Raw genomic sequence first — 23846 nt, forward strand, 5'->3', positions numbered from 1 at the left:
GCGAAGTATACCAATTCTTTGTTATTGACTCTAACCCAAGGATAGCCTTGAGCCAAAAAAACCGCCGCAGTGATGACATAATCGACAGACAATCAATAAAAAACCCCTGTATCAAGGGAGGGGAAGATACAGGGGGAATCACCAGCTTAAATCTTATTGCTGCAGTTCAACCTTGCCGGACAGTACCTGGAATTCGCCCAGCTCAGGGATCTGCTTGCGTAACTTGTCTTCCAGCACCAGCAAACGTTGGAAGTTGTCGCAAAGCGCGTCGGCTCTCTGCTCCATCTCCTGGGCACGAGACTCCATTTGCACTTCAATATCCTTGCCCATCTTTTCCATCTTCTGGCTGAAGGCATTGATCTTCTCATCAAAGGTTTCGCCCTCACCTGACATCATGGCGCTGCCCATGGCCATCATCAAACTGCCTAGCGACTGCTGCACCAGTTGCTCTATCTCTTTGGAAAACTCATCACCAAAGGCGTTTTCCAACGACTCTTCAGTGGCCCCGAGGAAGTACTGGTCACCATTGCGATGAGCCACTTCATAGACTCTCTGTTGCAGACTGCCCATAGTTTCATCCAACTTGGCAGCGGCGGCATCCCCCAAGAGTGGTGTCAGGGCCATGCTCACGGCCTCGCTCGCCATGGTGACGGCATCTTCCACCAAAGAGATGACTTCGGGTAACTGCTGAGCCATGGCATCCGAGTACTCGTTGACAAGCTTGCTCTGCTCGGCATTCAAGACCACTTCTTCACCTTCCACATAGAGGCGGCCCGGCTCAATTCGATAGTGTTCTTTCCCTTGATTACTGACACTCAGCCTCTTGGGTTCCAGTGAGATGTCGTAGTTGAGCGACATCTCGCATTGCTCATCTCTTGGCTCAAAGTTGATCGCCATAACAGGCGCCGCCGCAAACAATGCACACACCAAAGATATTCCACCAATCGCTTGTTTCATTCTGTCTTCCCTCTCGTTTTAATCTGCCGAGTAAACTTGATTACCGCTTATGGCTCAGAATAAAGCAGACTTTGTGCCAAAGTTATAATTAACTGATATTAAAAGAATTAATATCAAGCAAGGCAGCAAAATATGAAAATCCACCATCTACGAGTGGCAAATTTTGCCAACTTGTAGCCGTTATGATGAATAAGACACAAGAAACCAAAGAAAGGTTTAACAGGGAATACTCAGGATGGCCTAGACTGTTCCTTTTCTTCACTGTATTCGGGATTAAAAGCCATAATAGCCGCTGTGCCAGCAGCTTAAAGTCGTGGAGCAAGTGCATCCATGCACAAGGGCCAGTTCGCCCCGTCGACCCAATTGGCAACAATGCCAGCGACGGCTCCAAAGGGGGGAATTGGTGCAACTCTTCCCACACAGAGTTGTTTTGAGCTGCAGACATACGCCTATTTTCCAGGCACAGGCGGAACTGTGACCGTCGAAAACAGGGCCGAATTTTGTTCCAGACAAATGTCGGCATACACTCCATCCATGGAGATAAGGGACGTATTAACGCCGAGTCACAGGATCGCCTGTGCGAAAGGCGCACCGCAGGTGATGGGCTGCAACTTAGATTACAGCTAACACCAAGTTTATTGGTGAGATTTGGTTCAAAGCCATGATAGCCCCTGTGCCAGCGGCCTAAAGTCGTGGAGCTTTGAGCGGGGTCGGTGTAATTCTGTGAGAATGGAGTAGCTTGAAACATCTGAAGTGTCCGCAGACATACACCTCATTTTCAGGCACAGGCGGAACTGTGACCTTCCGAGCCAGGGATGGCGAGGCAGAGCTTACAGGGATGTACTTGCAGCGAGTCACAGGATCGCCTGTGCGAAAGCGCACCGCAGGTGATGGGCTGCAACTTAGCTGGCAGCTAAAACCAGGTTTATTGGTGGGATTTGGTTCAAAGCCTGATAGCCGCTGTGCCAGCGGCCTAAAGTCGTGGAGCAAGTGCATCCATGCACAACTGCCAGTTCGCCATCCCTGGCTCTCGCTCGTAGCCAGTCGCTACGCTACACTCGCCAAACCACACCGGGCAAGAGGCTTTGCTTGTCCAAAGCCCCTTGCATCCCCAAGGACACCCCGACGTAGCCGAAATCCCCGCTGGCTTATGAAACAAATTGGCTACACTCAGGACTCGCCAAATGCATCCATACATAACGGCCAGCTCGCCTTCCTTGGCTCGCGCTCATGAACTTGTCGCTTCGCAACATTCGCCTTGCTCGACCTTCGAGCCTCGACATCCCTGTCTCGGCTACGCCAATTTGCAACAACACCTGCGGCGGCTCCGAAGGGGAGTCGGTGCAATTCTGTAAGAGCTAACTTGTTTGAAGCGATCTATATGCCCGCAGACATACACCTCATTTTCAGGCACAGGCGGAACTGTGACCTTCCGAGCCAGGGATGGCGAGGCAGAGCTTACAGGGACGTACTTGCAGCGAGTCACAGGATCGCCTGTGCGAAAGCGCACCGCAGGTGATGGGCTACAACTTAGATTACAGCTAACACCAGGTTTATTGGTGAGATTTAGTTCAAAGCCATGATAGCCGCTGTACCAGCGGCCTAAAGTCGTGGAGCAAGTGCATCCATGCACAACTGCCAGTTCGCCATCCCTTGCTCTCGCTCGTAAGCATGTCGCTATGCGACACTCACCGCCCCACACCCGACCAAGCGGGGATCAACAGCAATCCCCGCTTGGATCTCCCTTGCCGCCCCACACGGTGTCGAAAGCCCCTCGGCCTAATGGCGCAAATAACTAGCGCTTCAGACGCTCCGAGTCACATCCATGTGACTCTGACCCAGCTCAACATCCTGTCTCGCGCTCGTGAGCTCGTCGCTAGGCGACACTCGCCCCTGATTCGACTGTCGCTGCTTCGGCATCCAAATCCTTCCATGGATAAAGGCCAGCTCGCCTTCCTTGGCTCGCGCTCATAAGCACACTCGCCACCGGCGAGCATTCGCCCTCAGCCACGTTATTTGCGCCAACGGCTTTCGGCGGCTCCGAAGAGGGAATTTGGTGCAATTCCTCATCCCAAAGTGTCGTATTCAGCTGCAGATATACGCCTAATTCCAGGCACAGGCGGAACTGTGACCGTCGAAAACAGGGACGTTTTCGTCGAGCGCCCAAGGATGGGTTAACAGCGTGTCACAGGATCGCCTGTGCATAAGCTTGCGGCAGGCAATGAGAAACATCCATCGCCGGAAACCCGGCAAGCGCCTAATGTGCAACTTTAGGCTGAAAACTATGGTATGGCGTAAAAAAACAAAGGCAGCGGAATGCTGCCTTTGGGATCAGAAAATTGAGCGGCCAACAGCCAGCCTGAGTTGCTCAAGCGCTGCCGTTCCGGCGAGTGAGTTGCCGCTGCGGTCAAGCTCAGGCGACCAGACACAGATGGACATGTCACCGGGGATCACCGCGATTATGCCACCACCGACTCCACTCTTGCCCGGCATGCCGACCCGGTAGGCAAACTCACCGGCGCCATCATAAAGCCCGGATGTAGCCAAAAGTGCATTGAGTCTGCGGCTCTGCAGCGGTGATATCAGCGCTTTGCCATCCAATGCCTTACCGCCTTGGACCAGATACATCATAGCCCGGGAAAGATCGGCGCAGCTCATTTTCAAGGCGCAGTAATGGAAATAGCTTCGCAGCACAGTATCCACATCATTGTTGAAGTTACCGAAGGACTTCATCAGATAGGCAATGGCAGCATTGCGGGCACTGTGCTGATACTCGGAATCGGCCACCACCTTGTCGTAGCAGATATGGGGATTACCCGCCAAACGGCGAACCACTTCCAGCATTCTGTGCTTGGGCGCTCCGAGGCGACTCTGCAGCAAGTCGGCGATGACCAGTGCCCCGGCATTGATAAAGGGATTACGGGGAATGCCGCGCTCCAACTCCACCTGCACCAGAGAATTAAATGAGTGACCCGACGGCTCTTTGCCTACCCGGCTCCAGATTTCGCTTTCTTCATAGAGTGTCAGCGCCAATGTCAGGCTGAACACTTTGGAAATACTTTGAATGGAAAAAGGCTCTAAATAATCCCCTGCCCCCACTGTGGTGCCGTCGGCCATGGTAACGGCAATCCCCAGCTTGTTGGCATTGACCCGGGCAAGGGCCGGAATATAATCCGCCACCTTACCCTGGCCAATCAGAGGGCGAACCCTGTCGAGCACCTGCTCAAGCAAGGCCTCATCCGGGATCAACTCCACCAAATGTCGTACAGCTCAGTGACTTCCAACTCGCTGATTGGCTGAGCTTCCCAGAATGCCTTGACTGCGCTTCTGTCATCTTCGGTGCACTTGCCAATTCTTTGGGTGGCAATAATGCCTTCCCACTCTCTGTGGCCACCACCGTGGAAGCCCAAGCCTCTAGGTTCTATAACTTCATCAATAAAACGGTCGACCAGGGGATCTATCTGTTCCTCCGACACAGAGTCGGCAAAGCGCCAACTAACGTCAAATCCCAACTCCTGGAATTCATCAACACGCAACTTCTTGCGCAAACGACGACTGCGAATAGCCATACTGCTTCTCCCTCAGGTGTAATTACTCTGTACGTTCGAACATCAGATCCCAAACACCGTGACCCAGGCGCTGGCCGCGGGCCTCGAACTTGGTCAACGGACGATAATCCGGCCGTGGCACTACAGTGCCATCGCTGGAAAGGTTGCGATAGCCGGGGGCGGCATTCATCACTTCCAGCATGTGTTCGCTGTAGTTTTCCCAATCGGTAGCCATGTGGAACACACCACCAATTTTCAGTTTACGGCGCACCAACTCGGCAAAGGCCGGCTGCACTATGCGGCGCTTGTGGTGGCGTTTCTTGTGCCATGGGTCGGGAAAAAACAGCTGCAGCCGCGCCAGAGAATTATCGGCAATGGCATGCTCCAGCACTTCCATGGCATCGTGATGGAATACTCTCAGGTTAGTGACTCCGGCTTCGCCGGCATCGGCAAGACAGGCGCCCACACCAGGCTTGTGCACTTCGATACCGATAAAGTTAAGCTCAGGGGCTTCCTTGGCCATGGTCACCAGTGAGGCGCCCATACCAAAACCTATCTCCAGCACTGTATCTGCCTCACGGGCAAAGACGGCGTTCAAATCCAGAGGCTCGGGAGAATAATCCAGCCCCATGCTGCCCCAATGCGCTTCCAAGGCCTGGGCCTGGCCCTTGGTGAGGCGACCCTCACGCAGCACAAAGCTTCTTACTTTGCGCAGATACTTGCCTTCTTCGTTAAACTCGGCCGTTGTGACTTCGCTCATTTTTGCCCCTAGAGAGGTGTGAAAAAGAAGGGCATTATCCAAAGTTCACCATACAGTGCAAGCCCTGATGCTGAAAAAGTATACCAACAATCCACAAGAACGAAATAAGTCAATCATTTGAGGGGATCAATCTCCTTGTTTCGCCCCTTGGCTGCGGCTACACTGCGCCGATGAACAAAACAGCCTCTTTCGCAGAACGTATCGTAAAATGGTACGACTTGAATGGTCGCAAGACTCTGCCATGGCAACAGCAAAAGACCCCATACAAAGTATGGATTTCTGAAATCATGTTGCAGCAGACCCAGGTCGCGACCGTTATCCCCTACTTCCAAAAATTCATTACCCGTTTCCCCGATGTCGTCAGCCTGGCCAATGCCGACATAGACGAAGTGCTGCATCTGTGGACAGGTCTGGGCTATTACGCCCGCGCCCGTAACCTGCACAAGGCCGCCATCAAGGTGCGTGATGAGTTCCAAGGCGAGTTTCCAACCGACTTCGACTCGGTACTGGCACTGCCGGGCATTGGCCGCTCAACCGCAGGTGCGGTGCTGTCGCTGTCTTTGGGGCAACATCACCCCATATTGGATGGCAACGTCAAACGGGTACTGGCCCGCCACGGCGCCATAAAAGGTTGGCCCGGGCAAAAGGATGTGGAAAACCAACTCTGGCAGCTGACAGAAGCGCTCACGCCCAAGGCAGAGATCCAAAAATACAACCAGGCGATGATGGATATAGGTGCCACCATATGCACCCGCTCCCGCCCCGCCTGTGACCAGTGCCCGGTCGCCCGCGACTGCAAGGCGCAGCTAATGGGGCGCCAGGGCGACTTCCCCGGCAAAAAGCCGAAGAAGGCGATTCCGGCCAAAGAAGCCTGGCTACTGGTGCTGGAACACGATGGCGAGATCTTGCTGCAGCAAAGGCCTCCCGCCGGGATCTGGGGCGGCCTCTGGTGTTTCCCCGAGTTTGGCAACAGACAAAACCTGCAGCAAGCCGCCAAAGCCTTGGGGCTTGCAGAGCACAGCATCACTGAGCTGCCCGGTTTTCGTCACACCTTCAGCCACTTTCACCTGGACGCCCAGCCTATGTTGCTGCGACTAAAGAGCAAAGTAGCCACAGACATGCTGCTGGACCAAGGTCACAGCGCCCAGAGTAAAGACAGGGTAATGGAACCCAAACCCTGTCTCTGGTATAACTTAAACCAACCTTCCCGGGTGGGACTGGCCGCTGCAACAGAGCGGGTATTGGCCAGCCTGGAACCGAGTCTGACCAAGGAGTAAACATGGCACGCACAGTTAACTGCGTCTATCTCAAGAAAGAAGCCGATGGCCTGGATTTCCAACTGTATCCCGGCGAACTCGGCAAGCGCATTTTCGACAACATCAGCAAAGAGGCCTGGGGCCTGTGGCAGAAAAAACAGACCATGCTGATCAACGAAAAGAAACTGAACATGATGAATGTCGATGATCGCAAACTGCTGGAAGAGCAGATGGTCGCCTTCCTGTTCGAAGGTCAGGAAGTACAGATTGAAGGCTATGTGCCACCGGCAGAAGATGAATAAGGCGCTATAGCTGTAGCGCATTGAGCGAAATGAGAAAAGGCCCTTATGGGCCTTTATCTTTTGCTGTCGCGACGAGATTTATCGGCCAGTTCGTGGCGAATTCAGGCACGAACACCATCCAGGGCTCACCGGCGATATACTCGATTGGCAATGGACTTGGGACCTTGCAGCATCTGTGCTGTGTGGACAGAACTCTTGGTGCGGTTTGTTTATGACTGCAGGCCTGTAAAGGTTTCGAGGTTGTCAGTTATAGTGAGATGTTAGTTAACCACTGGTTGACAATCAACAAGCGATTAGGTGGTTCTCGACCAAAAAGATTATAATTTGATATTTCTTTATCCTTAATCATCTTCTCTTGTGTTGCCTTATCACCAAAGTCAAAATTGACTACGGGATCTAGTTCACAAAACTCAGTTTGTTGAATATCAGTAAAATTGGACTGCCTTCACTGCTCTCTTCATAATCTAACCTCAATCCCAGGCGCAGGTGCGACTTGCGTTGAAACTATATTTAATAGCTTAATCAAACAAGCATCGAATACTGGCACATCATTGTTTGGGCTAAAACGACTCAAAACTGAGCCGATAGGGCCTGTCAATTGCCTCTCGCAGATCCGCCAGAGAAAATACCCGCTGCAACTCGGCAAACTTTTCGCCGCCAAAATAGACCTGCACCACGGGCAGACTGAAGATACTCATCTGGGCAGATAGCTGCTGGCCAGGGCCCTGACAATCGATATAGGCCGCCTGCAATAGTGGATACTCGTCGGCCAACATGGCGCTTATTCTGGGCTTCAACGCCTGACACACGCCGCAATGCTCGCCGCCGAACAGCAACAATACCGCGGGTTGGCTTTCGAGCAGTTGTTTAAGCTGCTCAAGGGTTTCGATATTCAACATGGTTTCAACTCACAACTCACCGGCGGCTCAGGTATCCGGGCCTGATTGTTTTTATTGGCGCTCATTGTGCCATATCGGCGCTGACTTTCGGTGACTTTCGGTGACTTTCGCTGCCAGTTTACAAGCCAAAGAAAAAGGCGCCGACGGCGCCTTCTGTAAAAACTATTGTGGGTTACTGTTTAACCCCTTCAACCACCAGGTCGAGTTTGACGTGAGTGGAAGCCGGGCCCAGATCGGTAGTAATCTTGTAATCCTTGAGGGCAAACTCGGTAGAACCGACAAAACCGGCGCGGTAACCACCCCAAGGGTCCTGCCCTTCACCGATAGCCTTGGCATCTATGGTCAGCGGCTTGGTCACCCCATTGAGGGTAAAGTCACCGGTAATCGCCAATTCGCCATTGCCTTTGTCCTCCACCTTGGTGGACTTGAAGCTGGCCTTGGGATACTTGCCGGCATTGATGAAGTCGGCCGAACGCAGGTGCTTGTCCCGCTCGGCATGGTTTGAATCCAGGCTTTGGGTGTTGATGGTCACATTCACCTTGGCATCTGCCGGGTTGGCCTTGTCAAAGCTGAAGCTGCCTTCAAATTCGTTAAAACGCCCGACCACAAAGCTGTAGCCAAGATGGTTGACTCTAAAGTTGATAGAGGCATGGGCGCCCTGGGTATCAATCACATAGTCGGCGGCATTCACGGCGCAAGGCAATAACAGGGCGCTGCCTAGCAAACCGGCAAACAGGGTCTTTTTCATTTTGCTATCCTCTCTTGAGTTTAATCATCCTGACGAGTGTCTGATCTTTGTCGATAAAATGGTGTTTCAGCGCCGCCAAGGCATGCAGCACCACCAGAGCTATCAAGCTATAGGCGGCGTATTTATGTATCGCCCCGGCGATATCGGCCTGATTGTTAAACAGCTCACCGACACCCGGCAGCTCAAACCAGTCAAATACCGCGATACCCCGGCCATCGGCGCTGGAGATCAATATGCCGCTCAACATAATCAGCATCAGCAACAGGTAGAGTCCCCAATGCGCCAAACGAGCCGCCTTCTGCAGTAAAGGCTTGTCCGGTATCGCCTGTGGCGACGGGCTCAGTAGTTTCCACAACAATCTGACCAAGGTAAGCGCCAACAGCAAAATGCCGATACTCTTGTGCAGATGTGGCCCCTTCTGATACCAGGCACTGTAATAGGTCAAATCAACCATCCAGTAGCCGAGCCCAAACAGGCCTATCACGGCAATAGCCGATAACCAGTGGTTCAAAATGCTGACAAGGCCGTAGCCCTGACGAGTGTTGGCAAGCATTTTCTATCCTTAAGCTATGTCTTAAGCACATCATATGGAAACTAAATGAAAACTAAAATCATTAAATATTGGCTATTTATTTCGAAATTTTAGAAAGAAGGACAAAAGGTGGGCTTAAAGAGCCACAGTGCTGCGGGTAACACGGCAGATTGAGGCAAAGATAGTTTGATGCAATGGGCGGCCTGCTGGCTTTTCAAGCGATATCAGTTTGATTTCAGCTCAAAAAGCCCAATTCTGAGCATTAACTGAGCGAACACAGGATTTATGCCGAAAAAGCACTTGCAGGAAAAAATTCAGAACTATATTATACGCGCACTCCGAACGACACGGGCCTCAACCCCCGGTTCGAAGTAGATGACTGACACTCAGTTCAGTTGCCCGAATAGCTCAGTTGGTAGAGCAGCGGATTGAAAATCCGCGTGTCCCTGGTTCGATTCCGGGTTCGGGCACCACAATTTAGCCGGCATAGCTCAGTTGGTAGAGCAACTGACTTGTAATCAGTAGGTCCCGAGTTCGACTCTTGGTGCCGGCACCATGAAACAGCAAAAACGCCACTCACCGAGTGGCGTTTTTGTTTCTGTAACTGTCTACCGGCCCAACTCCTTGTCTCTAATCATTAATCTTCCCCATGTCGTAGTCATATATAGCTTAGAGCCATAGCAGAACCTGGTATTAAAGGCCTGTTCAAACAAACATCATTCGGAGTGCTTGTTTAAACAGGCCAGACGGTGAAGATTGACTCTGGATGCAGAGGCTATCCGCCCCATTGAAAGTCCATTTTCAGGTTCATCGCCAGTTTAAAACCAGGTCAGATTGCCGGTACCCTAAACCTCTGCCCTTGAATTTCCAGCACCACGTCTCTTGGACGGATCTCAACAACCTTTAATATTCCTTTGATACTATCGCCCTCCTGCAATTCGGCACCGTCTACATTCAACCAACGCTTGGAAGGCTCAGAAGCGTATACATGGGCACTGATATCAAATTCAGGCACTTGCAGTTGCAGTCCGGCAGGCAAGCCACCATAGGGAGGCACCTCTTCCTCAGTTTTGGGAATGGGGTCCAATTCAGGAGGCGATACAGGTTTTTCCGCCGAGTGTCGGTGCTCAACATCGGCTAATGCAGCCTGAAACTGAGCCACCAATTCATCCTGGCGGCGACTCTCGGCACTGGATAGTCCCACATCCTCAGCCGCATCATTGACCTGGCGCTTGAGTGACTCGAGCACTTCAAGTCCGCGGCGGTTGGGATTGGCTCCCAGGATAATCGGCTCCTCATCCGCTGCCTGTATCGCTTGCCGCTGATTTGCAAAAGATGAACTGCCAGACTGAACTTGCTCAAACTGCAGCTCTTTGGCCGCTTCAGCCACACTGGCAGCCAGCGTATCATTATGATTAAGCTCAGTACTCGCTAAAGCCTGACTCTGATTGGCTTCGCCCCTTTGGTTTAGATTTGTGCTACTCACAGCTTGGGCATTTTGAGGCTGTGTGCTCTGCGGTTGTATAGTTTGCGATTGGGTTAGTCGAGATTGAACCACTTGAGCCTGAGGTATAGGTTGAGCCAGAGGCAAAGCAACTTTTCCGGCTAAACGCACCTCAGCAGCCCTCTCGGCCGCTTGGTTTGGTTGCTTGTCTCTTTGAGGATTATCTTGTTTCCTGGCTTGCTGCTGGGCGCCCTGTGGCGAGGCTTGCGCCTCAACTGAAGATGTCTCGGGAGCCTGAATCTTTTTGCTGTTATCCAACATGTGCCAACCCCAAGCCAGCCCCCCTCCTGCCAGCACAGCGACTACCAATACTGCCAGCGGCTTGAAATAGGCTCTGCCAGATGAAGGCTGACGATATTGCGCTCTGGGGGTCAACACAGGATCCAACTGCTCTCCCATTTCCTGCTGTTTGGCCCGGGTCACCGCATCAAGAAGAATAGACATCAGCTCTCTCCCCCCGCATACAATCTGGGCCCTTGATGGCTCAGATACAGGTTGAGCTGAACCAAAGTCTGGCTACCGGCAATACCGTCCGGCTTCAAACCATGACGACGTTGAAACTGTTGCAACGACTGCTCCAGCTCGCTGTCAAAATAGCTCATTAATCTGGCTTGGCGCCCATCTACCTGCGCCAGAGTATTTTCCAGCCACTGCACTTGAGCCAAGCCGGCACTGGGGCCTATCGCCTTGAGCGGATCTTTGGGGGCATCCCAGATAATTTCAAAAGTGCCGCTGAAATGACGGTTGAACCAATCAACACTGACCCAAAGTTGCTGTTCATTGAGTTGTAGCAGTAACTGTTCACCATCTTTAGTAACCAAAGTGCCGTAGAAAGGCTGCTGTTGTTCATCTTCCAGATAGACCACAGCCGGATAATTGAGCCGTAGCAAGGAGTTGAGATTACCCTGCTGCTGATAACAGGCAAGCCCCTGCTGCTCAGCGGCCTGACAAGCGCTGATGCCTGAATATGGCACCTTGTCCCAAAGCGCAAACAGCGCCGCGAAGGCAGTATCGATATTGCGGCTCTGATCTATGGCCTGCGTCAGGATCCGTTGTGCCCGGTTGACAGCGGGCTTATCTGCGCCAGCTGGATTGACAGAAGGATGGTTAACAGCAGCTGGATTACCGGAAACCTGAGTCTGCTTGGCATCTGTCCCTGAATGAAGTTGGCGTCCGGACTGATCTTGGGCCACAGCCTTCTCCGGCTGCGCCAGGAAATAGTAACCACCGGCAAATGCCAAAAGCAGCATAGCGGCAGCAGAAGCCGGTAACCAATAATTACGCTGTTTGATTTTCTCTCCCAGCACCTCTTCGGCGGCAGAGGCCACCATCTTGGTATCAATAGGCGTTCGCGACTGACCATAACCCGCCATCAGTGCTCGCTCACACAAGAGGTTGATAAGCCTTGGAATACCACCACTGAATTTATGCAGCGCCCGAATCGCGCCGCGATTGAACAGGGGTTCGCTACGTCCGGCAACCTGCAACCTGTGCTGCACATAGAAACCCACTTCCTCTTCAGTGAGCGGCAACAGATGGTACCGGGCGGTTATACGTTGCGCCAGTTGCCGCAACTCCTGACGCTTGAGCAGTTGCTGCAACTCGGGCTGACCTATGAGGATCACCTGCAACAATTTACGGGTATCAGTTTCCAGATTGGTAAGCAAGCGCAGTTGCTCAAGCACTTCGGCCCGCAGATGTTGGGCCTCATCAATGATCAATACTGTGTTGCGTCCGGCCTGATGGTTAGCCAGCAGAAAACCACTGATATGATCGGTCAACTGCTTAAGGGTAGGTGCCTCACCATAAGGAATTTTCAACTCATCACAAAGTGTGGCCAGCAGCTCAAGCTCGGTTAGAGATGGATTGAGGATAAAGGCAGTATCCGTGTTATCCGGTAGTTGCCGCAACAAACAACGGGAAACTGTGGTTTTTCCTGTGCCCACTTCGCCCGTCAGCAGCACAAAGCCCCCCATCTCTCCCAGGCCATAGGTCAAATGCGCCAAGGCTTCCCTATGCCTGTCACTGAGAAACAGGTAACTGGGATTGGGTGCAATTGAAAACGGGTTATCGTTCAGTCCATAAAAGGCCTTGTACATAGGCACTACCATCCTTCTTTGTTAGAGACTGCTCAGTTTAAGGCAAGGTCATAAATTGTAAAACCCCGGCCGCCATTTATGTGATGCACGGGAAAGTCCCCAGCGGCCCGCTCTCATGATATCCTGAGGCCATTACCAAAGCAGTCGATTATAAGGAATTCACAAGCGTGCAGATTTATCTGGTTGGCGGAGCGGTACGCGATAAGCTATTGGGTTTGCCTGTCAAAGACAGGGATCATCTGGTCGTCGGAGCGACTCCGGAGCAGATGGTCTCACTGGGATACCGGCAGGTGGGCAAGGACTTCCCTGTGTTTCTGCACCCCAAAACCCAAGAGGAATATGCCCTGGCAAGAACCGAGCGCAAGACAGGCTTGGGATACGGCGGTTTTTCCTGTTATGCGGCGCCCGACGTCACGCTGGAAGAAGATCTATTGCGGCGGGACTTGACTATTAATGCCATAGCCCAAAGTGAGGATGGCGAACTGCACGACCCCTACAACGGCCGAAAGGATATCAAAACCAGGGTGCTAAGGCATGTCTCCCCCGCTTTCGTTGAAGACCCGCTACGGGTACTCAGAGTGGCCAGATTTGCCGCCCGCTTTGCGCCTCAAGGTTTCAGTATCGCCCCAGAAACCCTGGCTCTGATGCAGGAAATTGCCGCTGGCCCCGAGCTTGGCGCACTAACGCCGGAGCGGGTATGGCAGGAACTGGATAAGGTGCTCGGCTGCGAGCAGCCCCAGGTGTTCTTTGAAGTTCTACGTCAGGCCAAGGCTTTACAAGCACTGATGCCGGAAATCGACGCCCTGTTCGGCGTACCGCAACCGGCCAAATGGCATCCTGAAATCGATAGCGGCATTCACACACTTATGGTTTTGGAGCAAGCCGCTAGACTGACCCAGGACAAAGCGGTGCGTTTTGCCGCGCTGGTACACGATCTTGGTAAGGCTTTGACCCCGGCCGACATGCTGCCCAAACATCACGGTCACGGCCAGAAAGGTCTGGCACCTATCCGCAATCTGTGTGAGCGGCTCAGAGTGCCTTCTGAGTATCGAGATCTGGCGTTGCTGGTCAGCGATCAGCATCAAAATATTCATAATTTGATGGAGCTCAGACCGGAAACCATAGTGAAAATCTTCGATAAAGCCGATTTCTGGCGCAAGCCAGAGCGCCTGGAGCAACTGGCGCTGGCCTGTGAGGCCGATGCCAAAGGCCGCACCGGGCTTGAACAAGCCCCCTACCCTCAGGCGCAGGCGTTGAGGCAGCTTTTTGCGGTGGCAGCAGCGATAGATGTCAAACCCATAGTAGCAGCAGGGCACAAGGGCCCGGCCATCAGGGTAGAACTTGCTCAGCAGCGGATTGCTGCAGTACGTCAAGAAAAGCAACTGTTACTGAATTCCGCCGTTTCCTGAGAGAAAGGCAAGATATTGACAGTGATAATTTCAGTTATGTTAAAAAAATAGCGAAAAAAACTGGCTATTTTCCCAAAGACTTGGCAATTCAATGAGTATTCGATAAGGTAAAGTGGCCTGTGCGTGAATATTCGTAGCAAAATAAATTGACTATGACATAATTAGGCGGTGTCGGCTGTTTTGCAGTCGAGCCATTAAAAATCCAACCTATCTAAAGGGATTTCTTCATGAACAAAAAAGTACTGATGATTGCTGGCGTAGCAATGACTGCTCTGCTGGGTGGCTGTGCCAACACCACTGCTCTGGAAGAAAGCGTTGCTAACCTGGGCAACAAAGTTGATCAATTATCAGCCGAAGTTAGCTCTCTGAAAGCAGAGCAAGGCAAACTGTCTGCTGACGTTAAAGATGCCAAAGCTGCTGCTATGGACGCTCAGTCTGAAGCTAAGCGTGCTAACGACCGCTTGGACAACGTTGCTTCTCGTTACAAGAAGTAATTCAGTCCCGGATCGGCAACACCAAGGTGTTGCCGATTTGCTTTTCGCTGAAGCCTACAATGGCTTCCATTCAGTCCTGTTCAAGATTCCAGCTAACCTTCACTTTTCAGCCTAAATCCAAGGCTCAAACTCAGTTTCGTTTAATCACCAACAAACGGTAATCCAGCTCCAATCCCTTGATGGCCCGTCCGGCAATCGAGCGCTTCTGCTTTTCACCGGCACGCCAAGCATAAGGGGTGGTTTCCAGAAGCGTCAACGCCTGTTCGCCACTGACATCCAGCGAAAAACTCAAGCTCTCGGTTTCCAGCACTGTCAACTCTGCAGGCAGGCTGATACTGAACTCGCGCAGCTTAAGGTCAGCATTCAATTGTTCACGCAACTGCCATAAGTGCCTGGGCCCGGGTGCCAACATCATAAGATGTGCCCCCGGCTTCATCACCCTGGGGATCTCCTTGCCCTTGAGCTGACCATCGAGCAGAGTCACCAGTGAAAACTGCGCATCTGCGAAGGGCAAACGCTTGGCAACACTGAGAAAAACCTGCGCCTCAGGCAATGCCTTGGCTGCAGCGAAGGCAGCATTTTGCGCATCACAGATTAATAGGCGTTGCAGCTCTTCCGGCAGTTGCAGCATCTGCTGCAAAGCGCCGTCTCCGGCGTTGGGGTCAAGTACAGCTTCACAGTTTTCAGCAAGTCTGGTCAGCTTGAGATTGAGCGCCTGATGCAAAGGCGCCATCAACTCAGACTGCAACAAAAAACGCCGGGCCCGCAACGCCTGGCGCGACAAGGCATGTACCGCCGCGCTCTTGGGCTTGGCCAGCAGCCAATAGCCGTCTTCCTGGCGATCGAAGTGATGTTTGTTGGCGCAGTAAAAACCTCTGGATGCCAGATGTTGCCTGAGTTCACTCTGGCAAACAGGGCACTGAAATTGCACTGAATTCATCTTAAGGCCTCACAGAAAAATAAAGCCGCACAGAAGTGCGCCGAGCGCCAAACGATAGATCACGAAAGGCAGCATGCCCATCTTGCTGATGATCTTCAAAAACAGGTGAATACAGGTGAAGGCCGCGACAAAAGAAAGCACCACACCCAAAATCAAGGCTTGCCAGTCAATCACATGCCCGCCTTCGAGCAGATCTTTGCCCATCAGCAGCGCCGCGCCCAGGATCACTGGAATTGACATCAAAAAAGAAAAACGCGCCGCCGCCTCGCGATTAAGCCCCAGCATCAGGGCCGCAGTCATGGTGATCCCCGAGCGACTGGTGCCGGGAATAAGCGCCAATGCCTGGGCAAAACCTATCATCAATGCCTTGCGCCAACCGGTTTGATACTCAGTAAGTTCAAGCCGAGCCATCTTATCTGACCACCAGAGCAGCAAACCGAATACCACAGTAGTAATGGCGATAACACCCGGCCCCCGCAGATAAGTTTCAACCAAATCTTTGGCCATAAAACCAAAGATGACTGCAGGTATGGTAGCCAGAATAATCCACCAGGCGAGTTTACTCTCGGCGCTGTGATTGCCCTTGAATATGCTGCCAAACCAAGCATTCAGCATAGCTATGATTTCAGTACGGAAGTAGAGTACCACAGCGAGTAGTGAGCCTATGTGCACTGCCACATCGAAGGCCAGCCCCTGATCTTCCCAGCCGAGTAACTGAGAGGGTAAAATAAGGTGCGCCGAGCTGGAAATAGGCAAAAATTCAGTCAGGCCCTGGATCAGGGCAAGGATAATGACCTGTAATGTGTCCATAATTGTCCTTAAAAAATCAGGCCGACAGGCCCCAATCGAAAGCGATAGGCCAGAGCTTCTGACTGGCCTTATCATATTCCTGCCACAACTGCTGGTAGCTGAGTTGTGCCAGAGGATGCTTGGTTTGCGGTGCCAGTTCAGCCAGTGGCCAAAGCACAAAAGCGTTGGTCAGGATCTCGGCTCTGGGTAAAACAATGGGCTGCTGACAGACCTTGTCATCGTAGAGCAGTAGATCCAAGTCAAGAGTCCGCGGAGCAAACTTTTTGGCACCCGGGAGCCGACCATGGCGCAGCTCTATCTGCTTGAAACAGGCCACCACTTCGGCAATACCGAGTGACGTATGAGCGCCCACCACCATATTGAGAAAGTTGCTGCCCTTGAATCCCACTGATTCACTCTCGTAAACCGATGACAACAGCAGCTCGCCAAAAGCAGCGTGCAGCTCGTGGATAGCTGCACGCAGATAACGTTCCGGGTCGATATTGCTGCCCAGACTGATGTAGATATGTGCCATATTGCCGTTAGATACCACGCTCGATTTCAACACCGACCGCTTTGGCCGAAGGAATGGCGCCGGGCTTCATCACCCGCACCTTGACCCAAGGCACTGCAAATTCACTCATCAGGCAATGGGCTATCATTTCGGCGACGGTTTCAATCAGCTCAATAGGCTTTGCGGTAATCAAGTCGGTAAGACGCTTGCTGACGGTTTCATAGCAGAGCGCCTGGCTGTAATCATCGCTGTCTGCAGCGGCTCTGTTATCCCAAGCCATATCCAGATCAATAAGCAGTGTCTGATGTATCTGTTTTTCCCACTCGTAGATCCCAATAACCGTCTCTATCTGTAATTCCCGTATCAGCACTCTGTCCATAAAATCCCCCCTTAGCAACTGCCGGGCCTGAGGTCAGATAAGCTAACGTCAATAAAACCGCTATAATCCGACGCGTTCCGGAGATATTCACGGCAGCCCCTTTCTACCTGGCCCAATCTTAAGTAGGATAAGGCATTGAAGGACAAGATGAACCCGAAATTTCCAACCACCATTAAGTGGTCAAGATTTTCACCTTGGGTTATCCGGGCAAGGGCTGCATTTTTCAATGTGCGCGATAATACCTTAAGACGAGTAAGGAAACCAATTTGAGTACCATGGTACTGACCCCAATGATGATTGTGGCCGCTTACCTGCTCGGCTCTATCTCCAGCGCCGTGCTGGTGTGCCGCCTCAAGGGTCTGCCGGATCCCAGAGGCAAAGGCTCCGGCAACCCAGGCGCGACCAATGTGCTGCGTATCGGTGGCACCTGGGCCGCCGCCATGGTGTTTTTCTTTGATATGCTCAAAGGGGCTCTGCCCGCTTATACCGCTTATCTGATGGGGATAGATGCCGTCTGGCTCGGAGTAATAGCCATTGCCGCCTGCCTGGGACATATATATCCGATTTTCTTCGGTTTCAAGGGCGGCAAAGGCGTAGCCACAGCGCTCGGTGCCATGGCGCCTATAGGTGAAGGCTTGGCGCTGTGTTTGATGGGCACCTGGTTAGTGGTGGTTTTACTGACCCGTTATTCCTCACTGGCGGCCCTGGTTACCGCCCTGCTGGCACCTTTATATACCTGGTGGTTGGATGACAGATTTACCCTGCCGGTGGCAATGCTATCGACACTGATCATTATCCGCCACAAGGATAATATTCGCCGCCTGCTCAAGGGGGAAGAATCCAAAATGTCGCGCTCCAGGCGCACTAAATAGAAGCAATTGCACGGTTGTAACGACTGTCACAAAAACAGCAAAGGCGCCATTGGCGCCTTTTACTTTTCAGGTTACAGAGGATGAGTTAGCTAGGCTCCTTCAGGAAATCGCCTCCAGGGTATCCAGCGGCCAACGCGGCTGCCCTTTCACCGCCAACGTCTCACGCTCGCCGGCCTTGAGGCGCTGCAAGCCTGCGTAGGCTATCATGGCGCCGTTATCTGTGCAGAACTCGCCTCTGGGATAGAAAACCTTGCCGCCACGACTTTGCATCAACTCGGCCAGTGAGCTTCTCAGACGGGTATTGGCACTGACACCACCGGCAATAACCAAGCGCTTAAAGCCGGTTTGCTCCAATGCGCGGCGGCACTTGATAACCATGGTATCGACCACGGCTTCTTCGAATGCCCTGGCGATATTGGCACGGGTCTGCTCATCATCCGGTTCGGCGGCTATGGTATTGGCGGCGTAGGTTTTCAGTCCCGAGAAACTAAAATCCAAACCCGGTCTGTCGGTCATCGGCCGGGGAAACTTATAACCGGACTTTTCCCCTTTGGCGGCGAGTTTAGCCAATCTTGGGCCTCCAGGATAATCCAGCCCCATCAGTTTAGCTGTCTTGTCGAAGGCTTCACCGGCCGCATCATCTATGGATTCACCCAAGACTTCATAGCTGCCTATGCCTTCTACTTTCACCAGCATGGAGTGACCACCGGAAACCAAGAGCGCCACAAAGGGAAACTCAGGTGCATCCTCTTCCAACATGGGCGCCAGCAGATGCCCTTCCATATGGTGGACACCAACAGCGGGTTTATTCCAGGCAAATGCCAGGGAGCGACCAACGCAAGCCCCCACCAAAAGCGCACCTATAAGGCCCGGCCCCTTGGTGTAGGCGATACCGTCGAGATCTTCGATACGGGTATCGGCCTTGGCCAGTGCTTCACGGATCAGTGGCACTATTTTACGCACATGATCCCTTGATGCCAGCTCAGGCACCACACCACCGTAGTCGGCATGCAACTTGACCTGACTGTAAAGTGCATGGGATAACAGCCCCTGCTCTTCGTCGTAAACCGCTATTCCTGTTTCATCACAGGATGTCTCAATACCTAAAACCCGCATCTATGAAATCTTTCCACCTGAAAAGGGGCGCCAATTCTACCCCTAACCAGGAGATTTCTCCAGTTGTAGGCTAAAGTGAATTTACTTTAGGGACTTTACATTCAGTGCCTGTCGGTTTAAAATTCCGCACCATTTTAAATCCACTTGGGTCAAGTGATTGACTCAATACAAACTTACACCTAAGGGGTGATGGCGTATGCCAATTATTAAAGTACGTGAAAACGAACCATTCGACGTAGCTCTGCGTCGTTTCAAGCGCTCTTGTGAAAAAGCCGGTATCCTGGCCGACGTGCGTGCTCGTGAATTCTACGAGAAGCCAACTACTGCTCGTAAGCGTGCAAAAGCTGCTGCAGTTAAGCGTCTGGCCAAGAAGCTTTCTCGCGAAAACGCACGTCGCGTACGTTTATACTAATTCCTTATGAGCCTGATAGATAAGCTGAAAGACCAGATGAAACAAGCCTTGGTGGCCAAAGAGAAGGTCCGCCTGGGTACGATTCGTATGGCATTAGCTGCCATCAAACAGATTGAAGTGGATACCCGCGAAACTCTGAATGATGAGCAGATAATAGCTGTCTTGACCAAAATGGTGAAACAACGCCGTGATGCCATTGCCCAATATGAGGCAGCGGGTCGTCCGGAGTTGGCAGAAGTCGAAGCAGCAGAGATTCAAGTTATTGAAACTTTCCTGCCACAGCCTCTGAGCGAAAGCGAAATCGCTGCGCTGATTGATGCGGCTATCCAAGATAGCGGCGCCAGCACTATGGCGGATATGGGCAAAGTAATGGGAGCGTTGAAATCCAAAGTTCAGGGTCGTGCAGACATGGGTGCAATTAGTGCCCAGATCCGTGCCAAACTGCAATAAGCGGGTTTCCACGTATGAACAAGCCGTGCATCTGCGCGGCTTGTTTGTTTACATCGGTCAAGGGTGCATGACTCAGTCTGATGGCTATACCTCGTGATTTTATCAATGAGCTGATTGCTCGCACAGACATAGTTGATCTAATCGATCACAAAGTACCCCTTAAAAAAGCGGGTAAGAATTATTCTGCCTGTTGCCCTTTCCACAGCGAAAAATCACCCTCTTTCACCGTTAGCAGAGATAAACAGTTTTACCATTGCTTCGGCTGTGGTGCCCATGGCAATGCCATCGACTTCATCATGGAGTATGACCGTCTCGAGTTTCTCGATGCCATTGAGGAGCTGGCAAGCCAACTGGGGCTGGAGGTTCCGCGGGAGAATAACCCCAATCGTCGTCGTGACGAAGGGCTCAGCCGCGATCTCTATCAGTTGATGGAAGAGGCTAACAGGTATTACCAAAGCCAGCTCAGACAACACCAGGACAAACAGAAGGTGTTGGACTATCTGGCCTTTCGTGGATTATCAGACCAGGTGGTCGAGCGCTTCGGCATAGGCTTTGCCCCCGACGGCTGGGATGGCTTGCTGAGTCGCTACCGCTCACAACAGGAGTCGCAGGACAAACTGTTGACTGCGGGGATGATTATCAGCAACGACAACGGTAAGCGTTATGACCGCTTCCGTGACAGACTGATGTTCCCGATCCGCGATAGACGCGGCCGGGTGATTGCCTTTGGTGGCCGGGTATTGGGAGATGGTACCCCCAAGTACTTGAATTCTCCGGAAACGCCCATATTTCATAAGGGTAACGAGCTTTACGGTCTTTATGAACTGAAGCAGGCTCACAGAGAACCCCGACAAGTGCTGATTGTCGAAGGTTATATGGACGTGGTGGCGCTGGCTCAATTTGGGGTCGATTATGCAGTAGCCTCCCTGGGGACTTCGACCACAGCCGAACAATTTCAGTTGTTGCTGCGCAGCGCCAAAGAAGTGGTTTGCTGTTATGACGGTGACAACGCCGGAAAAGAAGCAGCCTGGCGCGCACTGGAAACCGCCCTGCCACTGCTTAAGCCCGGCGATACAGTGCGCTTTATGTTTTTGCCCCAGGGGGAAGATCCCGACTCCATGGTGCGTAAGACAGGCAAAGAAGCCTTCGAGGCATTGATAGATGAAGCGCAAACACTGACAGGGTTTCTGTTCGATACCCTGACCACTAAATACGGGACAGACAAGGGCAACTTGGCGAAACAGGCCATAGCTCTGATTGAAAAGATTCAAGATACTGTGCTGCAAAATCTATTGCTCGAAGACCTGTCACACAGGCTCGGCATGAACAGCGCAGATGATCTGAAGAAGAAGCTGGGATTCAAGAGCCCCCAAGGGGTGGCTTCTGCCCGGCATAAAGCGCTTAAGGGCCGGGGTACCCCGCTGCGACTCGCCGTCGCCTTGCTGGTACAACACCCACAGTTGGGGCTGAATTTGATCCCCCAACCGGCTCTTAAGCATTTGCAGATGGCCGGCATAGACTTGCTGGTCGAATTACTGGATTTGACTCGCGCCCAGAAGATGAACAGCGCACAACTACTTGAGCAATTCAGGGATACGGACGAATTTTCCGCCCTGAGAAAACTAGCCCAATGGGAGCATCAAGTGGCGGATGAAAACCTGGAGCAAGAGTTCAAAAAATCCCTGGTATGGCTGAACAATCAATACATTGAGCAACGTTACCAGGAATTAAGTCTGAAACAGACCCATACTAAAGAAGAGAAAATACAGCTTAAGAAGCTAATCGCAGCGATGAAAAGCTGCCAATAAGCTCTCTCAATTTATGGGTCCGGTCGCCGGACTAGCACAGGGATGCGCACATGGCTATAATTGACGATTTGTGCGGCAAGAGCCCAAGGCCGCTGCCCATCGTTGTAACAGTTACCCAACTTGGATGATATCTATGGATCAAACTCCGCAGTCGCAACTTAAACTGTTGCTCGCCAAAGGCAAAGAGCAAGGTTACCTAACCTATGCAGAAGTGAATGACCACTTGCCTGCAGATATGGTCGATTCTGACCAGATCGAAGATATTATCCAGATGATAAATGACATGGGTATCCGAGTGTTTGAAGAAGCACCGGATGTCGATGACATTATGATGTCGGAAGACAGCACGGATGAAGATGCCGCCGAAGAAGCCGCAGCAGCTCTGGCCTCAGTCGAGAGCGAGCTGGGCCGCACCACAGACCCAGTGCGTATGTATATGCGTGAAATGGGCACAGTGGAACTGCTGACCCGCGAAGGCGAAATTCAGATCGCCAAGCGTATCGAAGAAGGCATCAACACGGTACAGAGCTCAGTCGCCGAGTACCCACAGGCAATCGCCATGATCCTCGAACAGTTTGATCAGTTCGAGGCCGAAGAGATCCGCCTGTCCGACATTATCTCTGGATTTGTCAATCCCGATGAAGACAATGTAGGCCCAAGCGCCACCCATATTGGCTCAGAGTTATCCGATGAAGACCTGGATGATGAAGATGATATGGACGACGATGACGAAGATGACGACAGCGACTCCGAAGATGAAGGCTCAAAAGGCCCGGATCCGGAAGAAGCCCGTGAGCGTTTCGGCCAACTACGTGCCGTCTATGAAAACTCACTGAAGCTCATCGAACTCAAGGGACGCGATCACCCCGAGTCAGTCGCGGCTCTGTTCCACATCGGCGAAATTTTTAAAGAATTCCGTCTGGTGCCCAAGCAGTTTGACCGTCTGGTCAAGAGCATGCGCAGCATGATGGACAAAGTGCGGGTTCAGGAACGCCTGATCCTCAAACTTTGTGTTGAACAGGCCAAAATGCCGAAGAAGAACTTTGTTAAGCTCTTCACCGGCAACGAAACCGACATCAGCTGGTTCAACGCTGAGATGAACTCCGGCAAGCCATACGCCGAAGGCCTGAAAATGGTCGAGGAAGACGTGCTGCGTTGCCGCGCCAAGCTGGAAGCCATCGAAGCCGAAACGGGTCTGTCTATCGCCTCAATCAAAGACATCAACCGCCGCATGAGCATAGGTGAAGCCAAGGCTCGCCGTGCCAAGAAGGAAATGGTTGAAGCCAACTTACGTCTGGTTATTTCTATCGCCAAGAAATACACCAACCGTGGCCTGCAGTTCCTGGATCTGATCCAGGAAGGCAACATAGGTCTGATGAAGGCAGTAGACAAGTTTGAATACCGTCGTGGCTATAAGTTTTCTACCTATGCTACCTGGTGGATCCGTCAGGCCATTACCCGCTCCATCGCGGACCAGGCCCGTACCATACGTATCCCGGTACACATGATAGAGACTATCAACAAGCTCAACCGTATCTCGCGGCAGATGCTGCAGGAAATGGGACGCGAGCCTTCTCCGGAAGAACTTGCCGAGCGGATGATGATGCCGGAAGACAAGATCCGCAAAGTGCTGAAAATCGCCAAAGAGCCTATCTCCATGGAGACCCCTATCGGGGACGACGAAGATTCGCATCTGGGGGATTTCATCGAGGATACAACCCTCGAGCTGCCACTGGACAGCGCCACCAGCGAAAGCCTCAAGAGCGCCACTCATGAGGTGCTGGCTGGCCTGACAGCCCGTGAAGCCAAGGTTCTCAGAATGCGTTTTGGTATCGACATGAACACTGACCACACCCTGGAAGAAGTGGGCAAGCAATTCGACGTTACCCGTGAACGTATTCGTCAGATTGAGGCCAAGGCACTGCGTAAGCTGCGTCACCCGAGCCGCTCGGAAATCCTCAAGTCCTTCCTGGACGAGTAAACAAGCTTTTGTACAAAAACCCCGCATCGCGTAATGCCGTTCACTTAGTGTGAACGGCATTTTTCTTAGGCTTAATG

The 23846-nt window shown here is 52.2% G+C and carries 24 protein-coding genes and 2 tRNA genes; 11 read left to right on the plus strand and 15 right to left on the minus strand.

All coding sequences use genetic code 11. The features are described from left to right. Nucleotides 1-153 precede the first annotated feature (153 nt). The 5 genes from RC73_RS12305 to trmB form a co-directional block, all read right to left on the minus strand. Entirely contained in the window at nucleotides 154-957 is an 804-nt protein-coding gene (locus tag RC73_RS12305; protein ID WP_052248173.1) for a YggN family protein, read from the minus strand. 88 nt (nucleotides 958-1045) lie between these two features. Beyond that, nucleotides 1046-1402, minus strand: a complete 357-nt coding sequence (locus RC73_RS20515) for a hypothetical protein (RefSeq protein ID WP_152608439.1) — start codon at nucleotides 1400-1402, stop codon at nucleotides 1046-1048. Nucleotides 1403-3288: 1886 nt separating this feature from the next. Further along, complete coding sequence (gene glsB, locus RC73_RS12310) at nucleotides 3289-4203, minus strand: glutaminase B (protein WP_039034940.1); 915 nt, start codon at nucleotides 4201-4203, stop codon at nucleotides 3289-3291. Beyond that, nucleotides 4203-4526, minus strand: a complete 324-nt coding sequence (locus RC73_RS12315; RefSeq protein WP_025009472.1) for a YggL family protein — start codon at nucleotides 4524-4526, stop codon at nucleotides 4203-4205. The genes glsB and RC73_RS12315 overlap by 1 nt, the downstream gene beginning before the upstream one ends. Before the next feature lie 22 nt (nucleotides 4527-4548). Next, nucleotides 4549-5265, minus strand: a complete 717-nt coding sequence (trmB, locus tag RC73_RS12320) for a tRNA (guanosine(46)-N7)-methyltransferase TrmB (RefSeq protein WP_039034913.1) — start codon at nucleotides 5263-5265, stop codon at nucleotides 4549-4551. Between the two features lie 170 nt (nucleotides 5266-5435). Between trmB and mutY the strand changes: the two genes are divergently transcribed. Further along, nucleotides 5436-6542, plus strand: coding sequence for an A/G-specific adenine glycosylase (mutY, locus tag RC73_RS12325; protein WP_039034914.1), 1107 nt, complete (start codon nucleotides 5436-5438; stop codon nucleotides 6540-6542). 2 nt (nucleotides 6543-6544) lie between these two features. Then, complete coding sequence (locus RC73_RS12330; protein ID WP_039034915.1) at nucleotides 6545-6823, plus strand: oxidative damage protection protein; 279 nt, start codon at nucleotides 6545-6547, stop codon at nucleotides 6821-6823. 560 nt (nucleotides 6824-7383) lie between these two features. Here RC73_RS12330 and RC73_RS12335 read toward each other — a convergent pair. The 3 genes from RC73_RS12335 to RC73_RS12345 all read right to left on the minus strand — a co-directional run bounded on the left by RC73_RS12335 (nucleotide 7384) and on the right by RC73_RS12345 (nucleotide 9023). Then, entirely contained in the window at nucleotides 7384-7722 is a 339-nt protein-coding gene (locus RC73_RS12335; RefSeq protein WP_039034916.1) for a thioredoxin family protein, read from the minus strand. Nucleotides 7723-7894: 172 nt separating this feature from the next. Beyond that, nucleotides 7895-8470, minus strand: coding sequence for a YceI family protein (locus RC73_RS12340; protein ID WP_028779012.1), 576 nt, complete (start codon nucleotides 8468-8470; stop codon nucleotides 7895-7897). A gap of 4 nt (nucleotides 8471-8474) precedes the next feature. Continuing rightward, nucleotides 8475-9023 carry a cytochrome b gene (locus RC73_RS12345; protein WP_039034917.1) on the minus strand — a complete coding sequence of 183 codons (549 nt, stop codon included), beginning with the start codon at nucleotides 9021-9023 and terminating at the stop codon, nucleotides 8475-8477. Nucleotides 9024-9399: 376 nt separating this feature from the next. Between RC73_RS12345 and RC73_RS12350 the strand changes: the two genes are divergently transcribed. Both RC73_RS12350 and RC73_RS12355 read left to right on the plus strand, forming a co-directional pair. Next, nucleotides 9400-9475, plus strand: a tRNA-Phe gene (locus tag RC73_RS12350). A 7-nt stretch (nucleotides 9476-9482) separates the two neighbouring features. Next, a tRNA-Thr gene (locus RC73_RS12355) sits at nucleotides 9483-9558 on the plus strand. A gap of 273 nt (nucleotides 9559-9831) precedes the next feature. Here RC73_RS12355 and RC73_RS12360 read toward each other — a convergent pair. Both RC73_RS12360 and RC73_RS12365 read right to left on the minus strand, forming a co-directional pair. Further along, on the minus strand, nucleotides 9832-10950 hold the full coding sequence (locus RC73_RS12360) for a general secretion pathway protein GspB (RefSeq protein WP_039034918.1): 1119 nt from the start codon (nucleotides 10948-10950) through the stop codon (nucleotides 9832-9834). Continuing rightward, nucleotides 10950-12605 carry an ExeA family protein gene (locus RC73_RS12365; protein WP_039034919.1) on the minus strand — a complete coding sequence of 552 codons (1656 nt, stop codon included), beginning with the start codon at nucleotides 12603-12605 and terminating at the stop codon, nucleotides 10950-10952. Before RC73_RS12365 ends, RC73_RS12360 begins: the two co-directional genes overlap by 1 nt. Before the next feature lie 167 nt (nucleotides 12606-12772). Here RC73_RS12365 and RC73_RS12370 point away from each other — a divergent pair, with 167 nt between their 5' ends. Further along, nucleotides 12773-14014: a multifunctional CCA addition/repair protein gene (locus RC73_RS12370; protein ID WP_039034920.1), complete on the plus strand. Its 1242-nt coding sequence runs from the start codon at nucleotides 12773-12775 to the stop codon at nucleotides 14012-14014. A 227-nt stretch (nucleotides 14015-14241) separates the two neighbouring features. After that, complete coding sequence (locus RC73_RS12375; RefSeq protein ID WP_025010519.1) at nucleotides 14242-14508, plus strand: Lpp/OprI family alanine-zipper lipoprotein; 267 nt, start codon at nucleotides 14242-14244, stop codon at nucleotides 14506-14508. Nucleotides 14509-14638: 130 nt separating this feature from the next. On the opposite strand, the gene RC73_RS12380 is transcribed toward RC73_RS12375, so the two are convergent. Genes RC73_RS12380 through folB form a run of 4 tightly spaced genes read right to left on the minus strand, consistent with a single transcriptional unit; the run spans nucleotide 14639 to nucleotide 17130 of the window. Further along, nucleotides 14639-15448: a putative RNA methyltransferase gene (locus RC73_RS12380; protein WP_039034921.1), complete on the minus strand. Its 810-nt coding sequence runs from the start codon at nucleotides 15446-15448 to the stop codon at nucleotides 14639-14641. Between the two features lie 9 nt (nucleotides 15449-15457). Beyond that, a complete protein-coding gene (locus RC73_RS12385) occupies nucleotides 15458-16258 on the minus strand; it encodes an undecaprenyl-diphosphate phosphatase (protein WP_039034922.1) in 801 nt (266 codons plus the stop codon). Between the two features lie 16 nt (nucleotides 16259-16274). Further along, nucleotides 16275-16772 carry a 2-amino-4-hydroxy-6-hydroxymethyldihydropteridine diphosphokinase gene (gene folK / locus RC73_RS12390; protein WP_039034923.1) on the minus strand — a complete coding sequence of 166 codons (498 nt, stop codon included), beginning with the start codon at nucleotides 16770-16772 and terminating at the stop codon, nucleotides 16275-16277. A gap of 7 nt (nucleotides 16773-16779) precedes the next feature. Further along, entirely contained in the window at nucleotides 16780-17130 is a 351-nt protein-coding gene (gene folB / locus RC73_RS12395; protein ID WP_039034924.1) for a dihydroneopterin aldolase, read from the minus strand. 275 nt (nucleotides 17131-17405) lie between these two features. Here folB and plsY point away from each other — a divergent pair, with 275 nt between their 5' ends. After that, nucleotides 17406-18002 (plus strand): glycerol-3-phosphate 1-O-acyltransferase PlsY, encoded by a 597-nt coding sequence (gene plsY / locus RC73_RS12400; protein ID WP_373297541.1) that lies wholly within the window; start codon nucleotides 17406-17408, stop codon nucleotides 18000-18002. A 99-nt stretch (nucleotides 18003-18101) separates the two neighbouring features. On the opposite strand, the gene tsaD is transcribed toward plsY, so the two are convergent. Continuing rightward, the gene (gene tsaD, locus RC73_RS12405; RefSeq protein ID WP_039034926.1) at nucleotides 18102-19118 is read right to left on the minus strand and encodes a tRNA (adenosine(37)-N6)-threonylcarbamoyltransferase complex transferase subunit TsaD; all 1017 of its coding nucleotides are present in this window, start codon (nucleotides 19116-19118) and stop codon (nucleotides 18102-18104) included. A 196-nt stretch (nucleotides 19119-19314) separates the two neighbouring features. On the opposite strand from tsaD, the gene rpsU reads away from it, so the two are divergent. The 4 genes from rpsU (at nucleotide 19315) to rpoD (ending at nucleotide 23769) form a co-directional block, all read left to right on the plus strand. Further along, a complete protein-coding gene (rpsU, locus tag RC73_RS12410; RefSeq protein ID WP_006080725.1) occupies nucleotides 19315-19530 on the plus strand; it encodes a 30S ribosomal protein S21 in 216 nt (71 codons plus the stop codon). Nucleotides 19531-19536: 6 nt separating this feature from the next. Next, entirely contained in the window at nucleotides 19537-19980 is a 444-nt protein-coding gene (locus tag RC73_RS12415) for a GatB/YqeY domain-containing protein (RefSeq protein ID WP_039034927.1), read from the plus strand. An 80-nt stretch (nucleotides 19981-20060) separates the two neighbouring features. Further along, nucleotides 20061-21788 (plus strand): DNA primase, encoded by a 1728-nt coding sequence (dnaG, locus tag RC73_RS12420; protein WP_039034928.1) that lies wholly within the window; start codon nucleotides 20061-20063, stop codon nucleotides 21786-21788. A 133-nt stretch (nucleotides 21789-21921) separates the two neighbouring features. Beyond that, nucleotides 21922-23769 carry an RNA polymerase sigma factor RpoD gene (gene rpoD, locus RC73_RS12425; RefSeq protein ID WP_101094736.1) on the plus strand — a complete coding sequence of 616 codons (1848 nt, stop codon included), beginning with the start codon at nucleotides 21922-21924 and terminating at the stop codon, nucleotides 23767-23769. Nucleotides 23770-23846: the final 77 nt, after the last annotated feature.

The organism is Shewanella sp. ECSMB14102, from assembly GCF_000813075.1.
In the GTDB taxonomy this organism is placed as follows: domain Bacteria; phylum Pseudomonadota; class Gammaproteobacteria; order Enterobacterales; family Shewanellaceae; genus Shewanella; species Shewanella indica.

Coding starts and splice junctions, on each gene's coding strand:
- RC73_RS12305 (WP_052248173.1), bottom strand. CDS start 957: ATGAAACAAGCGATTGGTGGAATATCTTTGGTGTGTGCATTGTTTGCG.
- RC73_RS20515 (WP_152608439.1), bottom strand. CDS start 1,402: ATGTCTGCAGCTCAAAACAACTCTGTGTGGGAAGAGTTGCACCAATTC.
- RC73_RS12315 (WP_025009472.1), bottom strand. CDS start 4,526: ATGGCTATTCGCAGTCGTCGTTTGCGCAAGAAGTTGCGTGTTGATGAA.
- trmB (WP_039034913.1), bottom strand. CDS start 5,265: ATGAGCGAAGTCACAACGGCCGAGTTTAACGAAGAAGGCAAGTATCTG.
- mutY (WP_039034914.1), top strand. CDS start 5,436: ATGAACAAAACAGCCTCTTTCGCAGAACGTATCGTAAAATGGTACGAC.
- RC73_RS12330 (WP_039034915.1), top strand. CDS start 6,545: ATGGCACGCACAGTTAACTGCGTCTATCTCAAGAAAGAAGCCGATGGC.
- RC73_RS12335 (WP_039034916.1), bottom strand. CDS start 7,722: ATGTTGAATATCGAAACCCTTGAGCAGCTTAAACAACTGCTCGAAAGC.
- RC73_RS12340 (WP_028779012.1), bottom strand. CDS start 8,470: ATGAAAAAGACCCTGTTTGCCGGTTTGCTAGGCAGCGCCCTGTTATTG.
- RC73_RS12345 (WP_039034917.1), bottom strand. CDS start 9,023: ATGCTTGCCAACACTCGTCAGGGCTACGGCCTTGTCAGCATTTTGAAC.
- RC73_RS12360 (WP_039034918.1), bottom strand. CDS start 10,950: ATGTCTATTCTTCTTGATGCGGTGACCCGGGCCAAACAGCAGGAAATG.
- RC73_RS12365 (WP_039034919.1), bottom strand. CDS start 12,605: ATGTACAAGGCCTTTTATGGACTGAACGATAACCCGTTTTCAATTGCA.
- RC73_RS12375 (WP_025010519.1), top strand. CDS start 14,242: ATGAACAAAAAAGTACTGATGATTGCTGGCGTAGCAATGACTGCTCTG.
- RC73_RS12380 (WP_039034921.1), bottom strand. CDS start 15,448: ATGAATTCAGTGCAATTTCAGTGCCCTGTTTGCCAGAGTGAACTCAGG.
- RC73_RS12385 (WP_039034922.1), bottom strand. CDS start 16,258: ATGGACACATTACAGGTCATTATCCTTGCCCTGATCCAGGGCCTGACT.
- folK (WP_039034923.1), bottom strand. CDS start 16,772: ATGGCACATATCTACATCAGTCTGGGCAGCAATATCGACCCGGAACGT.
- folB (WP_039034924.1), bottom strand. CDS start 17,130: ATGGACAGAGTGCTGATACGGGAATTACAGATAGAGACGGTTATTGGG.
- plsY (WP_373297541.1), top strand. CDS start 17,406: ATGGTACTGACCCCAATGATGATTGTGGCCGCTTACCTGCTCGGCTCT.
- tsaD (WP_039034926.1), bottom strand. CDS start 19,118: ATGCGGGTTTTAGGTATTGAGACATCCTGTGATGAAACAGGAATAGCG.
- rpsU (WP_006080725.1), top strand. CDS start 19,315: ATGCCAATTATTAAAGTACGTGAAAACGAACCATTCGACGTAGCTCTG.
- RC73_RS12415 (WP_039034927.1), top strand. CDS start 19,537: ATGAGCCTGATAGATAAGCTGAAAGACCAGATGAAACAAGCCTTGGTG.
- dnaG (WP_039034928.1), top strand. CDS start 20,061: ATGGCTATACCTCGTGATTTTATCAATGAGCTGATTGCTCGCACAGAC.
- rpoD (WP_101094736.1), top strand. CDS start 21,922: ATGGATCAAACTCCGCAGTCGCAACTTAAACTGTTGCTCGCCAAAGGC.